Origin of the sequence: Sporomusa sp. GT1 (assembly GCF_014634905.1) — a bacterium.
In the GTDB taxonomy this organism is placed as follows: Bacteria; Bacillota; Negativicutes; order Sporomusales; family Sporomusaceae; genus Sporomusa; species Sporomusa sphaeroides.
This window is the reverse complement of the sequence record NZ_BMBX01000001.1, coordinates 258,033-272,531: the sequence shown is the minus strand read 5'-3', so window position 1 is coordinate 272,531 and position 14,499 is coordinate 258,033. Positions and strand designations below refer to the sequence as shown.

The 14,499-nt window shown below is 46.2% G+C and carries 13 protein-coding genes; all 13 read left to right on the top strand.

All coding sequences use genetic code 11. The annotated features are described in order from the left end of the window. Positions 1 to 45 precede the first annotated feature (45 nt). The 13 genes from plsX (at position 46) to ftsY (ending at position 14,487) form a co-directional block, all read left to right on the top strand. The gene (plsX, locus tag GT1_RS01430; protein WP_075754957.1) at positions 46 to 1,077 is read left to right on the top strand and encodes a phosphate acyltransferase PlsX; all 1,032 of its coding nucleotides are present in this window, start codon (positions 46 to 48) and stop codon (positions 1,075 to 1,077) included. Continuing rightward, positions 1,064 to 2,080, top strand: coding sequence for a beta-ketoacyl-ACP synthase III (locus GT1_RS01425; protein WP_188396844.1), 1,017 nt, complete (start codon positions 1,064 to 1,066; stop codon positions 2,078 to 2,080). The genes plsX and GT1_RS01425 overlap by 14 nt, the downstream gene beginning before the upstream one ends. A 49-nt stretch (positions 2,081 to 2,129) precedes the next feature. Next, entirely contained in the window at positions 2,130 to 3,011 is an 882-nt protein-coding gene (locus tag GT1_RS01420; RefSeq protein ID WP_376741995.1) for a DUF561 domain-containing protein, read from the top strand. Between the two features lie 31 nt (positions 3,012 to 3,042). Next, the gene (fabD, locus tag GT1_RS01415) at positions 3,043 to 3,987 is read left to right on the top strand and encodes an ACP S-malonyltransferase (protein ID WP_188396840.1); all 945 of its coding nucleotides are present in this window, start codon (positions 3,043 to 3,045) and stop codon (positions 3,985 to 3,987) included. Between the two features lies 1 nt (position 3,988). Continuing rightward, positions 3,989 to 4,732, top strand: a complete 744-nt coding sequence (gene fabG / locus GT1_RS01410) for a 3-oxoacyl-[acyl-carrier-protein] reductase (protein ID WP_188396837.1) — start codon at positions 3,989 to 3,991, stop codon at positions 4,730 to 4,732. A gap of 38 nt (positions 4,733 to 4,770) precedes the next feature. After that, positions 4,771 to 5,007, top strand: a complete 237-nt coding sequence (locus tag GT1_RS01405; protein ID WP_021167513.1) for an acyl carrier protein — start codon at positions 4,771 to 4,773, stop codon at positions 5,005 to 5,007. A gap of 144 nt (positions 5,008 to 5,151) precedes the next feature. Further along, the gene (locus GT1_RS01400; RefSeq protein WP_188396835.1) at positions 5,152 to 6,099 is read left to right on the top strand and encodes a nitronate monooxygenase family protein; all 948 of its coding nucleotides are present in this window, start codon (positions 5,152 to 5,154) and stop codon (positions 6,097 to 6,099) included. Between the two features lie 13 nt (positions 6,100 to 6,112). Continuing rightward, complete coding sequence (gene fabF, locus GT1_RS01395) at positions 6,113 to 7,354, top strand: beta-ketoacyl-ACP synthase II (RefSeq protein WP_075754971.1); 1,242 nt, start codon at positions 6,113 to 6,115, stop codon at positions 7,352 to 7,354. An 11-nt stretch (positions 7,355 to 7,365) separates the two neighbouring features. Further along, positions 7,366 to 8,100 carry a ribonuclease III gene (rnc, locus tag GT1_RS01390; protein WP_075754973.1) on the top strand — a complete coding sequence of 245 codons (735 nt, stop codon included), beginning with the start codon at positions 7,366 to 7,368 and terminating at the stop codon, positions 8,098 to 8,100. 59 nt (positions 8,101 to 8,159) lie between these two features. Beyond that, entirely contained in the window at positions 8,160 to 9,212 is a 1,053-nt protein-coding gene (locus GT1_RS01385; RefSeq protein ID WP_188396833.1) for an elongator complex protein 3, read from the top strand. Between the two features lie 92 nt (positions 9,213 to 9,304). Then, positions 9,305 to 9,565, top strand: a complete 261-nt coding sequence (locus GT1_RS01380; protein WP_075754977.1) for a stage V sporulation protein S — start codon at positions 9,305 to 9,307, stop codon at positions 9,563 to 9,565. A gap of 273 nt (positions 9,566 to 9,838) precedes the next feature. Continuing rightward, positions 9,839 to 13,396, top strand: a complete 3,558-nt coding sequence (smc, locus tag GT1_RS01375) for a chromosome segregation protein SMC (RefSeq protein WP_188396831.1) — start codon at positions 9,839 to 9,841, stop codon at positions 13,394 to 13,396. Positions 13,397 to 13,569: 173 nt separating this feature from the next. After that, positions 13,570 to 14,487, top strand: a complete 918-nt coding sequence (gene ftsY / locus GT1_RS01370; protein ID WP_188396829.1) for a signal recognition particle-docking protein FtsY — start codon at positions 13,570 to 13,572, stop codon at positions 14,485 to 14,487. The last annotated feature ends 12 nt before the right edge of the window (positions 14,488 to 14,499 follow it).

Below are 14,499 nucleotides of genomic sequence, written 5' to 3'. Positions count from 1 at the left end.
ATAAATACTCATATTCTGTCGGGTTTTGTGAAAGGAAGATATTGAATGAGGGTTGCCATTGATGCTATGGGGGGAGATTATGCGCCCGATGAAATTGTTTTAGGCGCATTACAGGCCGCCAAGGCGTATGTAAATGATGATGTTGAAATTGTTTTGGTCGGTGACCAAAGTCAAATTACTCAAGCGCTTGAACGTCATGGCAATGGGAAAGAATCAAATATTACTGTTCATCACGCCAGCGAAGTTATTGATATGCATGAATCGCCGGGTGCTGCTGTGAGAAAAAAGAAGGATGCTTCTGTCGTTGTTGCTACATCACTGGTTAAACAGGGACATTGCGATGTGGTAATATGTGCGGGTAGCACGGGTGCGGCTGTAGCTGCCGCACTATTAGGCTTAGGCCGGATTAATGGAATTGAGCGGCCGGCTATTGCAACACCGATGCCAAACCTTACAGGCACAACCATTCTCTTAGACTCGGGCGCCAATGTTGATAGTAAACCCAAACATTTGGTCCAAAACGCTATTATGGGTGCCATCTATGCGGAATATGTCCTTAATATTCCCAGCCCGCGGGTAGGGCTTTTAACTATTGGTGAGGAAGAAAGCAAAGGCAATGAACAGGTTTTAGCTACATATCCGCTGTTAAAGCAGCTTAATACGGTGAACTTTATTGGCAATGTGGAAGGCCGTGATATTCCGAAAGGAACGGTTGACGTTGTTGTTTGCGACGGCTTTGTAGGAAATATTGTATTAAAATTTGGGGAAGGCTTGGCTAAAGCCATTTTGCAATTGATTAAAGAATCCATCAAAACCAGCGGTTTTTTGACAAAAGTGGCTTCAATGCTGGTGTTGCCGGCTTTGAACGGGTTAAAGAAAAAGCTGGACTATGCCGAATATGGCGGAGCGCCGCTCTTAGGTGTAAATGGAGGGTTTATCATTTGCCATGGCAGTTCACAGGCTAAAGCTATAAAAAATGCTATTAGAGTAGCTAAAGAATTTACCGAGCAGGATGTTGTCGCCCACATTCGCGAAACCATTGCTAAAGAGGGGGTTGTAACACATGAAGGAAATTAAAGACGTAGGCATTATTGGTCTTGGCACCTATTTGCCTGAAAAAATAATGACAAATAAAGACCTGGAAAGTATAGTGGACACTTCAGATGAATGGATTGAATCGAGAACCGGCATCCGGGAACGCCGGATTGCTTCGCCAGATATGGCAACCTCTGATTTAGCCACCAGGGCGGCAGAGAAAGCTCTTATCGATGCCGGTGTTACTGCTGACGAGATTGATCTTATTATTGTCGCTACAGCCACACCGGATATGTCTTTTCCCTCAACCGCCTGCTTAGTACAGGCTAATCTCAAGGCCAGCCGTGCAGCTGCTTTTGATTTAGCGGCCGGATGTTCCGGATTTGTTTATGGTATTGTGACAGGCAGTCAATTTATTAAGGCCGGTTTATACAAAAAGGTATTGGTCGTCGGTGCGGAGACTCTTTCTAAAATACTGGACTGGACTGACCGGAATACCTGCGTTTTATTCGGTGATGGTGCCGGTGCGGCAGTATTGGCTGAAACAGAGGCCGGTTACGGTATTATTGGCGCCCAATTAGGAGCCGATGGTTCAGGTGGCGATTTGTTAAAACTCCCTGCCGGTGGCTCGCGCAATCCGGCAAGTTCTGAAACTGTTACGCAAAAAATGCATTTTGTCCATATGAATGGTAACGAAGTGTTTAAGTTTGCTGTTAAAATAATGGGAGAAGCTGCGATTCAGGCATTAGAACATGCCGGACTCAGCGCCAATGATGTTGATTGCCTGATTCCGCATCAGGCCAACAACAGGATCATCCAATCGGCGGCAAAGCGTCTTAAACTGCCGATGGATAAAGTTATGGTCAATGTTGATAAATATGGTAATACATCTGCTGCCTCTATTCCCATCGCCCTCGAAGAAGCTGTACATGGCGGCAAAATAAGACAAGGTGATATTGTCGTGCTTGTTGGCTTCGGTGCTGGGTTAACCTGGGCATCAGCTGTTATAAAATGGGGCAAGGAGGCCGACACTATTGCTAAATAGCAAACTCTGCCAGCTTTTACAGATTAAATATCCGATTTTGCAAGGTGGAATGGCTTGGGTAGCTACCGCTGAATTGGCAGCGGCAGTTTCGAATGCAGGAGGTTTGGGGTTAATTGGTGCCGGGCATATGCCGCCAGAGGCACTGAAGATAGAGATAAAAAAAGCAAAAGCTCTGACTGACAAACCCTTTGGTGTCAATATTATGCTTATGTCGCCTTTTGTCAAAGAGGTTATGCAGGTAGTTGTTGATGAAAGAGTAGCGGTAGTTACTACCGGGGCAGGTAATCCGGGCGAGTACATTCCGGCATTAAAGGAAGTAGGTACCAAGATTATTCCGGTTGTTGCCTCGGTGGCGCTGGCTAAACGCCTGGAGCGGGTAGGTATTGACGCTATTATTGCAGAAGGTATGGAAAGCGGTGGTCATGTAGGTGAAGTAACAACCATGGCATTAGTGCCGCAGGTTGTTGACGCTGTTTCTGTGCCGGTTATTGCGGCAGGCGGTATTGGCGATGCCCGCGGGGTTGTGGCTGCACTGGCGTTAGGCGCTCAGGGCGTACAAATCGGAACCCTGTTTGCCGCCTCGGTTGAATGTACTGCTCACTCTAACTATAAAGCTGCCATTATCAAAGCCAAAGAACGCTCAACTGTTGTCAGCGGTGCAATAACAGGACATCCGGTACGAGTTATTGCCAATAAACTAACCCGTGAATTTGCTGAAATGGAAAAGCAAGGTGCGACAGTTGAGGAATTGGACCGTTTAGGTGCCGGAAAGCTTAGGGCGGCGATACGTGAAGGCGATGTAGAGTATGGTTCTGTGATGGTTGGGCAGGTTGCGGGTTTGATAAATTCAATCCGGACTGTGGATGAAATTATGCAGGATATTGTTCAAAATGTTCCGAAAGTCATTACTGGACTGACGCAAAATATGTAAATATCCGACAAATACATAAGGAGGGAAAGAAATGGGTAAACTAGCATTTGTTTTTCCCGGACAGGGATCACAAACTGTCGGTATGGGCAAGGACTTCTATGATAAGTTTGATATTGTCCGGGACATATTCAAGTCGGCAGATGAAGCTCTTGGCTTTTCAATTACCGATATGTGTTTTAATGGTCCTGAAGAAGAACTCAAGAAAACATATAACACCCAGCCGGCTATTTTGACGATGAGTGTGGCCTGCTATGCGGTATTAAAACAGCGTGGAATTACTCCTGATATTGTGGCCGGACACAGTCTTGGCGAGTATTCGGCATTGGTTGCCGCTGGAGCGCTGGCCTTTACAGATGCTGTTCAATTGGTACGAAAGCGTGGACAATTCATGCAGGAAGCCGTACCGCTGGGAGAAGGCAGTATGGCGGCTATCATGGGACTTGACCGCGATAAGGTTGTGGAGATTTGCCGGCAGGTAGAAGCTGAAGCTGGTGTTGTGCAAGCCGTAAACTTTAATTGCCCGGGGCAAATTGTCATTGCCGGTAAGACACAGGCTGTTGAGAAAGCCAATGAACTGTTAAAAGCGGCAGGTGCCAAAAGGGCTATCTCCTTGCCTGTCAGTGCACCTTTCCATAGCTCTTTGATGCAGCCAGCGGCAGTAAGACTGGCGGCCGAACTTGACAAAGTGTCTGTTAAGGATGCAGCCATTCCGGTTGTCGTTAATGTTAACGGCCAAATTGTTACGCAAGGCGAAGCCCTAAAAGAATTGCTGGTCAAACAGGCTGCCAGTCCGGTGGTGTGGGAGGACTGTGTGGCGCAAATCGTGAACTTTGGCGCAGATACTTTTGTAGAAGTAGGACCAGGAAAAGTTCTTACAGGCTTCACCAAAAAAATTGCAAAAGATGTCGAAACGCTGAATATAGAAGACGAGGCTTCTTTAGAAAAAGTTCTTGATTATTTCAAGGAGGTTCGTTAAAATGCATTTAGACGGACAAGTTGCCATCGTTACCGGAGCTTCTCGGGGAATTGGGCGGGCAGTGGCTATTGCGCTGGCCAAGGTTGGTGCAAAGGTTGTAATTAATTATGCCGGCAATGCCGAGGCGGCTGAAGAGGTTCGTACAGTCATTACCGCTAATGGCGGTCAGGCAATTACGGTCAAGGCAGATGTTGCTGACGCCGATGCAGTAGACAGTCTTGTCAAGCAGACCATTGATACCTATGGTAAAATTGATATTCTGGTAAACAATGCCGGTATCACCCGGGATACACTGTTAATGCGCATGAAGGATGAGGATTGGGATGCTGTCATGAATACCAATCTTAAAGGAATATTCTATTGTACTAAGGCAGTAACCAAGAGTATGATGAAACAAAGAAGCGGTAAGATCATCAACATGACTTCGGTTGTGGGTCTTATGGGCAATGCCGGACAGGCTAACTATGCTGCGGCCAAAGCCGGTGTTATCGGCTTTACTAAATCAATGGCAAAAGAGTTGGCATCACGGGGCATTACCGTCAATGCTATTGCACCAGGCTTTATTGCTACCGATATGACACATGGTTTGTCAGAACAGGTTAAAGCCGATTTGGAGGCGAAAATTCCTCTGAGCCGTTTGGGTGAAGCCGAAGATGTGGCCGCTGCCGTAGTATTTTTAGCAAGCCAGTCGGCAAATTATATTACCGGACAGACTTTAAATGTTGACGGTGGTATGGTAATGTAATATATGTTAAAATTCCTTGGAAGGAGGTGAATACCATTATGACAACTTTTGACAAGGTTAAAGAAATTGTTGTGGAACAGCTCGGCGTTGATGAAGCTGATGTAGCAATCAATTCTACTTTCATTGACGATCTTGGCGCTGATTCACTGGATATTGTTGAACTGATTATGGCCTTTGAAGAGGAATTCAGCATTGAAATTCCTGACGAAATCGCTGAAAAAATTAAAACAGTAAAAGACGCTGTGGAGTACATAGACAAGGAAAAGCAAGCGTAATTCAAATGTTTTTTTTGGCGTCGTAATTGGTGTCATTACCTTATTCAAACGGAGAAAGTCCCGTGGAAACTTTTTCGCGGGACTTTCTTAAAGGTAATGTGTAGGTAGCTTATGGTATGGTTTATTGATTGGAGGAGTTGTTACTTGAAACTTCCGGAGCTTAAAATTGGCCAACATGTTGCTAAGATCCCAATTATCCAAGGGGGCATGGCGATAAGATTATCAACTGCCCGTTTGGCGGCAGCAGTGGCTGAAGCTGGCGGCATCGGACTTATCGCAGCATCAGGTATGGCTTTTGATGAGTTGCGCCATGAAATTAGACTGGCGCGCAGCTTGACCAAAGGGATAATTGGTATAAACATCATGGTAGCGGCAAGAGAATTTGCTCGCTATGTTGATACTGCCATTGATGAAGGGATTGATTTGGTAGTAGCAGGAGCTGGATTCTCGCGTGACGTATTCCCGATGGGGAAAAAGTCGGGTACTCCAATCGTGCCAATTGTATCATCAGTTAAGGCCGCCAAAATTTCAGAAAAGCTGGGCGCTGCCGCTATTATTGTTGAAGGCAAAGAAGCAGGTGGTCACCTGGGGACTGATGAATCTTTGCATGCACTTCTGCCTGATATCAAAAAATCCGTAGCTATTCCCGTTATCGGAGCCGGCGGTATCATTTCCGGTCGGGATATTGCTGAAGTAATGAAGCTTGGTGCTGATGGCGTACAAATGGGAACCAGGTTTGCCGCCAGTGTGGAGTCTAACGCCGCTCCGGCTTTAAAGGAATTTTATTTAAAGGCTAAACCTGAAGACGTAGTATTGATTAAAAGCCCGGTGGGGTTGCCGGGACGTGCTATCAAAAACCCTTTTGCTAAGAAAATCCTTGAATGTACCGTCGATGGTCCGGATAAATGTGTGGCATGTCTAAAACATTGCGAAAAGAATTTTTGTATAATTAGTGCACTGATTCGTGCTCAACAGGGAGATGTTGACACCGGACTGGTATTTACCGGCGAGTATATTCATAAAATAGATGAAATATTACCTGTAAAAGAAATATTTACACGGCTTCTTAGGGAAGTTGAAGAAATAAATTAGTGGGGTGACCTTCTTGAAAAAACGAGTTGTAATTACAGGAATGGGCGCGATTACGCCTATTGGTATTGGAACAGACGCTTTTTGGCAGGCTTTGCTTGCTGGCAAATCAGGAATTGACCGTATTACCCGATTTGATGCCAGCGAATATTCTACCCAAATTGCCGGTGAAGTAAAAGATTTTGACCCGGTAAAGTATATTGACAAAAAAGAAGCCAAGCGTATGGACAGATGTACTCAATTTGCTGTCGCTGCGGCTAAGATGGCGTTTGAAGATGCGGGAATCAATCTTGAACAAGAGGACCGCAGCCGTATGGGAACTTTAATCGGCAGTGGTATTGGCGGTATGGATACGCTGCATGACCAGTACAAAACATTATTTGAAAAGGGGCCGGGCCGGATTAGCCCGTTCTTTGTACCCATGATGATTGCCAATATGCCGGCAGGCCAAACTTCTATTACTCTTGGCCTTGAAGGACCTTGCAGCTGCGTAGTTACTGCTTGTGCAACAGGCACTAACGCTATCGGCGATGCTTTCAAAATTATTCAACGCGGTGATGCTGATGTTATGGTTGCCGGTGGTACCGAAGCAGCTGTATCGCCTGCGGCAGTTGGCGGCTTTTGTGCCATGAAGGCTATGTCTACCCGCAATGACGAACCGCAAAAAGCTTCCCGTCCGTTTGATAAAGACCGTGATGGTTTTGTCTTGGGCGAAGGCGCAGGCATAGTAGTCATGGAAACCCTCGAGCATGCACTGGCACGCGGCGCCAAAATTTATGCGGAAATTATCGGCTATGGTTCTAATGCCGACGCCTATCATATTACCGCTCCCGCCCCTGAAGGTGCTCAAGCCGCTAAATGCATGGCTATGGCGCTCAAAGATGGCGGAATTGAGCCTAAAGAAGTAGATTACATCAATGCTCATGGTACTTCCACACCACTCAATGACAAAAATGAAACACTCGCGATCAAGTCATTGTTTGGCGAACATGCTAAAAACCTCAAGGTTAGCTCAACTAAGTCCATGACTGGGCACCTGTTAGGCGCAGCCGGTGGTATCGAGACAATTGCTTGCGTGCTTGCCGTTGCTAACAGTATCGTCCCGCCGACCATCAATATAGAAAACCAGGACCCTGAGCTGGATCTGGATTATGTAGCAAATAAACCACGGGAACAAGTTGTAAATGTGGCACTTTCGAACTCTTTTGGTTTCGGCGGTCACAACGCAACCATCCTGGTAAAAAAATATCAGGCGTAACCTATTTTTTTATGAAAGAAGTTAAAGGGATGCTAGATGATACCCGCATGCAAGCGTTAACTGAGTTGTGCCGGTCCTTAGGAGTTGTGTTCGGCGATTATAAACTGCTGCATCAGGCTCTTATCCATACGTCATATGCCAATGAAACTAAAGGCACCAGTATTAGGCATAATGAGCGTTTGGAATTCTTAGGCGATGCGGTTTTGGACCTGATCATTAGCTCATATTTGTTTAGTCAGTGTCCACAATTGCCTGAAGGCGAACTTACCAAAGCCAGAGCTCAGGTGGTTTGCGAACAAACGCTGGCTAAAAGAGCATTGGAACTAAAAATTGGTGAATATCTCCTCTTGGGTAAAGGGGAAGCACTGTCAGGCGGACGGGAACGGATATCCATTCTCGCAGATGCCTTTGAAGCCATCATTGGTGCCGTTTATCTTGATGCTGGCTTCAAGAGCGCAGCCCGCTATGTGTTAAATCAGCTTAAATCTGAATTGAAGCTGGTTGAACGCGGTGACTATTTAAAAGATTATAAAACCTGGCTGCAGGAAATTGTGCAAAAAAATAATGATAGTAAAATTGCCTATGAAGTTATTAACGAACGCGGGCCTGATCATGACAAATCTTTTGAAGTGGCCGTTTTTGTGAATACCGAACGTATGGGTTCAGGCTGGGGCAAAAGTAAAAAAGAAGCCGAACAACAGGCTGCCAAACAGGCGCTGCTAAAGCTTGGCACAATAACTCAATAATCTGTGAAACTAGGGCGGCCATTTTGGTCGTCCTTTCTGTATAGGAGTATTGTAGTATTATGAAGCATTATATTATCCCGGTATTTATCCCCCATTTGGGTTGTTTGCATGAATGCATTTTCTGTAATCAGAAAAAAATAACCGGCCTATCGACACCAGTTACTGCCAGGCAGGTAGCGGCTGTTATTCAGGGGCGGCTGGCTGACATTAATCAAGCTCGCCGGATAGAAGTAGCCTTCTACGGCGGCAGTTTTACCGCTTTGCCGCAAGCTATGCAAAATGAATTGCTGGCTCCGGCCAGTCAGGCTTTATATAATGGTCAAATTCATGCTATTCGTCTTTCTACCAGACCTGACTGTATAACCGGCAGTATGCTTGCCAATCTTCGCAGTCACGGGGTGAGTATTGTTGAACTTGGTGTTCAGTCTTTTGACGATGCTGTACTTTTTAATGCGGCGCGCGGGCATAGCAGTCAAATTGTAGCTGAAGCTGTGAATTTGCTGAAAGCTGCCGGTATTAGCTGTGGTTTGCAATTGATGCCCGGTTTACCTGGTGAGGATTGGATGAGTTTAATTACTACCGTCCGTCAGACCATCATTTTATGTCCGGATTTTGCCCGCATTTATCCAACTATCGTTATTGCCGGGACAAGGCTGGCAGAATTATATCAGCAGGGAGCCTATCAGCCGTTGTCATTACCGCAGGCAGTAGCCCGCTGCGCTTATATGAAACTCGTTTTTGAACGCCAGGGTATTGAGGTTATTCGAACAGGCCTGCAAGCCAGTGAGGAACTGGACAGTAATGAGAATGTACTTGCCGGGCCGTATCATCCGGCTTTTGGCGAACTGGTGGATTCACATATTTTTTACTTAATGCTGGCCCGGTTTATTGAACAAAACTTCTTCGATACTGAAACCGGTTTTACGATTGTCCATCACCCCAAAGACACCTCTAAAGTGCGGGGACAACATAATAACAATCTCAGTCGCCTGCGGCAGCAATACAACTTACCGGCGATAACACTATGCGCCGATTCGACAGTAAATCCAGGTTCGCTCCTGTTTAAGTATAAGGGCCTTTCCTTTCTTTTAAGCAAAAATATGATAAAATGAAATTTAAAAATCATGTAAAAGAAGGAATTTTTAGGAAATAGGAAGAATACCTTTATGTATAGGCCCTGAATTCAAAGGAGGAGAGCGAAAAAATGGAAGTGCTGAAAGTATCTGCACAATCAAATCCCAAATCCGTAGCAGGCGCTCTGGCCGCAGTTTTGCGGGAAAAAGGTACCGCAGAAGTGCAGGCAGTAGGTGCAGGGGCGGTTAATCAGGCTATCAAGGCTATTGCGATTTCACGTGGTTTCGTCGCTCCCAATGGCATTGATTTGATTACCATACCAGCTTTTGCGGAAATTTCTATTGACGGGGAAGAACGTACCGCCATTAGATTTATCGTTGAGCCTCGTTAATGAGATTCGGCTTGCTGTGAAAAAGCCTGCCAGCATCTGCTGCAGGCTTTTTTATATATCTAAAATTTGTAAGTTTTGTGCGCCAATGCAAGGCCCGCACGGAGCGCCACACCGCTGGCGCTTAACTTCCGCTTATGCATAACGACTGTCCTGTGCCTGTAGGAATGTTCCGGGAATCTGCGGCTAAATTATGGCCTTATGTTCTCTGCTCTTGTGTTACTGTACCTGGCATGGTAAAATTTTGAGTGACTTTAAATATAAAGGGTGATTAGTATGCTGCTTCGCCGACTTGAGGCATATGGATTTAAATCGTTTGCCGAAAAAACCGAACTGGAGTTTGGACAAGGGATAACAGCCATTGTTGGCCCCAACGGCAGCGGCAAAAGTAATATTTCTGATGCGATTCGTTGGGCGCTTGGTGAACAGAGCCTGCGCACCTTGCGCGGTGCCAAGATGGAGGATGTCATCTTTGCAGGCAGTGTCAACCGCAGACCTTTGGGAGTAGCAGAAGTTTCTCTCGTATTTGATAACAGCGATGGGCAGCTGGCATTAGATTTTAGTGAAGTTACCATCACCCGCCGCGTGTTTCGTTCAGGGGACAGTGAATATTACATCAATAAAACACCCTGCCGGTTAAAAGATATTCATGAAATGCTGGCAGATACAGGACTGGGCCGCGATTCGATGACAGTAATCGGGCAGAACAAAGTGGATGAGATATTAAGCAGCAAACCGGAAGAACGCCGGCTTTTGTTTGAAGAAGCCGCCGGTATCATCAAGTATAAACAGCGTAAACGGGATGCCTTGCGTAAGCTGGACGACACAGAACAGAATCTGACCCGGGTTCGGGATATCACTGCAGAGCTTGAAAGTCAGTTAGAACCGCTCAAAGAAAGCGCTGACAGGACTAGCCAGTTTAATTTGTTAGACACGGAATTGACAGCCTGTCAGGCAACTTTGCTGCTGGAACGGTTGACAAAAGCGGAAAAGCTGGTAGAGAGCGCTAAGCTGGAGCAGGCTAATGTAACAGACCGGAGTATTGCAGCCAGTGCCCGGCTAACTACAGCCGACAATGAAAAAGATGCGTTAACGCTAACGCTTGCTCAAACAGAGGAAGCGGTTACTTGTGCTGAAAAAAATATTCAAGAAGTAACCCAGGAAATAGAGCGCACAGATAGCCGTACAGGAGTATTGACTGAGCGAATTGAACAAGGTCAAAAGGCGCAGGCGCGTTTTGACGAAGAGCTTGCCCGCTTAACAGCTGAAAAGCAAGCGGCAGAAGTAAAACTTAATGAACTATACGGTGAACTGGAAGATAAACAAGGACAAATTCTTACTGCTAATGCCATGTTAGCGGAGAAAAGCAGGCACAGCGAGTGCCTGGCTGCCAGCATCAGACAGCTTGAGCAGCAAATTGAGACAGGCAAAGAGCAAACCTTTGAACATTTGCAGCTGTTGGTAAATGAACGTAACGCCCTGCGCATGCTTGAGCGTGACTTGGCGGCGTTGACCGCACAACAGATGAATTTTGCTAAAGAACGTGAGAACTATTTGATCCGGCAGCAGGAAATCAGCGCTAAAGATCAGCAGCTTAAGGCCGAGACTCAAGCGCTTGCTGACCGGCGAAAGGATTTCGAACAGCAGATTAACCTTGTGCAACTGAACAAGGCTAAATTGGAATATGAATATAAGAATATCTTAGAAACAGAACAGCAGCTTGCCGGTAAGGTAAATGAAACCTCATCCCGCCTTAGTGTTTTGACAAGCATGCAGCAGGAATTAGAAGGATTTGGCCGGGCGATAAAAGGTATATTGAAACACCAGAGTTCCTGGCGTCAGGGGATTTGTGGCGCAGTAGCCCAGCTTTTGACAGTGCCGGATACCTATGTCAATGCTATTGAGGTAGCACTTGGCGGCGCGCAACAGCATCTTGTTGCCGATACAGATCAAACCGCTAAGCAAGCTATTAATTTCTTGAAAACACAAAAATTAGGACGGGCTACTTTTTTACCGTTAAACACAATTAAAATAAATAAACCAAGAGAAGCCGAAATACTGGCCGCCAATCAGCCGGGCGCACTAGGGTTTGCCGCAGACGTTGTCGGGGTTAGCGAGCGGTATCGCTCAGTAGTAAATTATTTACTGGGCCGGGTTATTATTGCAAAAACCATTGATCATGCACTGACAATTGCGCGCAATTGTGGATTTTCCGTAAAGATTGTTACCCTTGACGGTGAACTTATTAATCCCGGCGGATCATTGACCGGCGGCAGCATGGGGCGTAAAGAAGCCAGTTTTATTGCCAGAAATAATGAAATTGATACACTCAAACAAGCATTGACAGCCCTGAAAGAGCAACGGGAAATTTTAGAACAGGAAAAAGCGGCTCTTGCCAGCGCGATAACCGGGGCTAACGCGCAGCTGGCTGGTTATGATAACAATGTAAAAGAAATAGAGCTTCGACAAGCCGAATTGGCAATTCATTTAGCTGCGGTCAGGACCGAGGACGAACAATGCGAGCTGGCGCTTAGAACGATATCTGCCGAAGTAGCGGATGGCCAGCGCGAAATACTTGTTTGTCAACAAAAGCTTGAGCAAAGTAAAACCAGCATTGTTTCTTTGGAAACCCGGGAAATCGGTTATAAATCACAAGTGGAAGATTGGCAGGGTGAACTTAAAATCAAAAAAGCTGAGCAGCAAGCTATTGGCGATGAATTGACCGATGCTAAAATTAAACTCAGCGCCATTACCCAAGCGGTAACCATAGCCCGCTCCGGCTGCGAGCAGGCTGGGCAGCTCACCGCATCGCTGGCTGCGCAGCTTGCCCGTATCCATACTGAGAAGCAGCAGCTACAGTCGGAGAATGGACAAGCTCAGGCCGAACTCGCCTCACTCTCGGCAAGCAAGGAAAGGCTGTTAGGCGATAAATGTCAACTGGTTGAAACACGTCAGGCACTTTATGCCGACAAGCTGGAAAAACTGGCAGGTATAGGACGGCTGGACAAAGAGATCAAAGATTTACGCCGGCAGAGTGCTGACCTGCAAAACAAACTGCACGAGCTGGAATTACTTGTCACTAAATATACATATGAAGCAGCTAACTGCCACGAACAGCTTACCGGACAGCTTGCCCTCTCAATTGAGGAGGCACGTGCGCTAAAAAGGTCTGACAGTGTTGAACAGCTGTTACAGACAATAGCTTCCCTTGAACAGCAGATAGCAGCACTTGGACCGGTTAATCCGGCAGCTATTGAAGAATATAACCGTGTCCGGGAGCGATATGCCTTTTTGCAGGGGCAAGTTACTGACTTATCACAGGCTAAGGAGTATTTGACATCAGTAATTAAAGATATTGATATTACTATGTCACGTCAATTTAATACCGCCTTTAAAGCCATAAATCAATATTTTGGCGATGTATTCAACCGTTTGTTTGGTGGTGGACGGGCGGAGCTTGTGCTGATTGAGCCGGGTAATATTCTGGAAACAGGCATAGATATTATTGTACAGCCTCCGGGCAAGAAACTGCAAAATCTGGCCCTGTTGTCAGGCGGTGAACGGGCACTTACCGTAATTGCACTGTTATTTGCTATCCTGACATACCGTCCGGCACCCTTTTGTGTGGTCGACGAAATTGATGCTGCCCTGGATGAAGCCAACGTACAGCGGTTTAGCGAATTTTTACGTGATTATGCACAAAACACGCAATTTATTATTGTTACCCACCGCAAAGGAACCATGGAAGCCGCCGGTGTATTGCATGGCGTAACAATGGAAGAATCGGGAATATCCAGGCTGGTTTCGGTAAAGTTTATGGACAAAGCCGGATAAATGGAGACTTGATTCAGACGGGGTTTTAAGCCCAGCTGAATCTTAGTCGGAATTATCCAGGGACTTAGCCGCTCGCCTGTGCCCGTAGGGGTATAATTCCCGCTTGCAAAAGCGGGAGTCTTAGAGCGGGTTAGTCATCGGATAACAATAAGTCTAATTTGGGGGAATTCACAATGGGATTTTTTGATAAATTAAAAGCAGGTCTGGAGAAAACCAGGAAAAGCTTTACGGAAAAAATCGAGCAGCTGGTTATTGGTTATGCCACAATTGATGACGAATTTCTCGATGATCTGGAAGCCGTATTATTGTCGGCAGATGTTGGTGTAGCAACCACCAGCAAATTAATGGCTGAAATTCGTAAAGGCATTAAAGACAAGCTAATCAATTCTCCTGATGATCTAAAACCATTCTTACAGGAAAAAATCAGTGCTATGCTGGTAGGTCAGTCCCCGGCAGAAGCTGCTTCCCATAACCCGCCTACCGTTATACTGGTTGTTGGCGTAAATGGAGTTGGCAAAACAACGACAATTGGTAAATTGGCCAGCTATTATTGTGAAAACGGCAAGAAAGTGCTGTTGGCTGCCGGCGATACCTTTCGCGCCGCTGCCATTGATCAGATAGAAATCTGGGGGCAGCGGACCGGTACCGAAGTTATTAAGCATGCGGAGGGCTCTGACCCGGCGGCAGTGGCTTTTGATGCCGTACAGGCTGCCAAAGCCCGGAAAGCTGATATGGTTATTATTGATACGGCCGGCCGTTTGCATACCAAATCGAACTTAATGGAAGAACTGAAAAAAATTAACCGGGTAATTGCCAAAGAAATAGCAGATGCACCGCACGAAACCTTATTGGTGCTTGATGCCACTACCGGACAGAATGCTATTAATCAAGCCAAACTATTCGGCGATGCGGTCAAGCTTTCGGGAGTGGTCTTAACCAAACTGGACGGTACAGCCAAGGGCGGAGTGGTAATCGCTATTAACAATGAACTTGGTCTGCCTGTGAAATGGGTAGGGGTAGGCGAAGGGGTTAACGACCTGCGGCCTTTCGTTGCTGCTGATTTTGCCGCCGCTTTATTTGCTGACAAGTAATTTTACTTGACA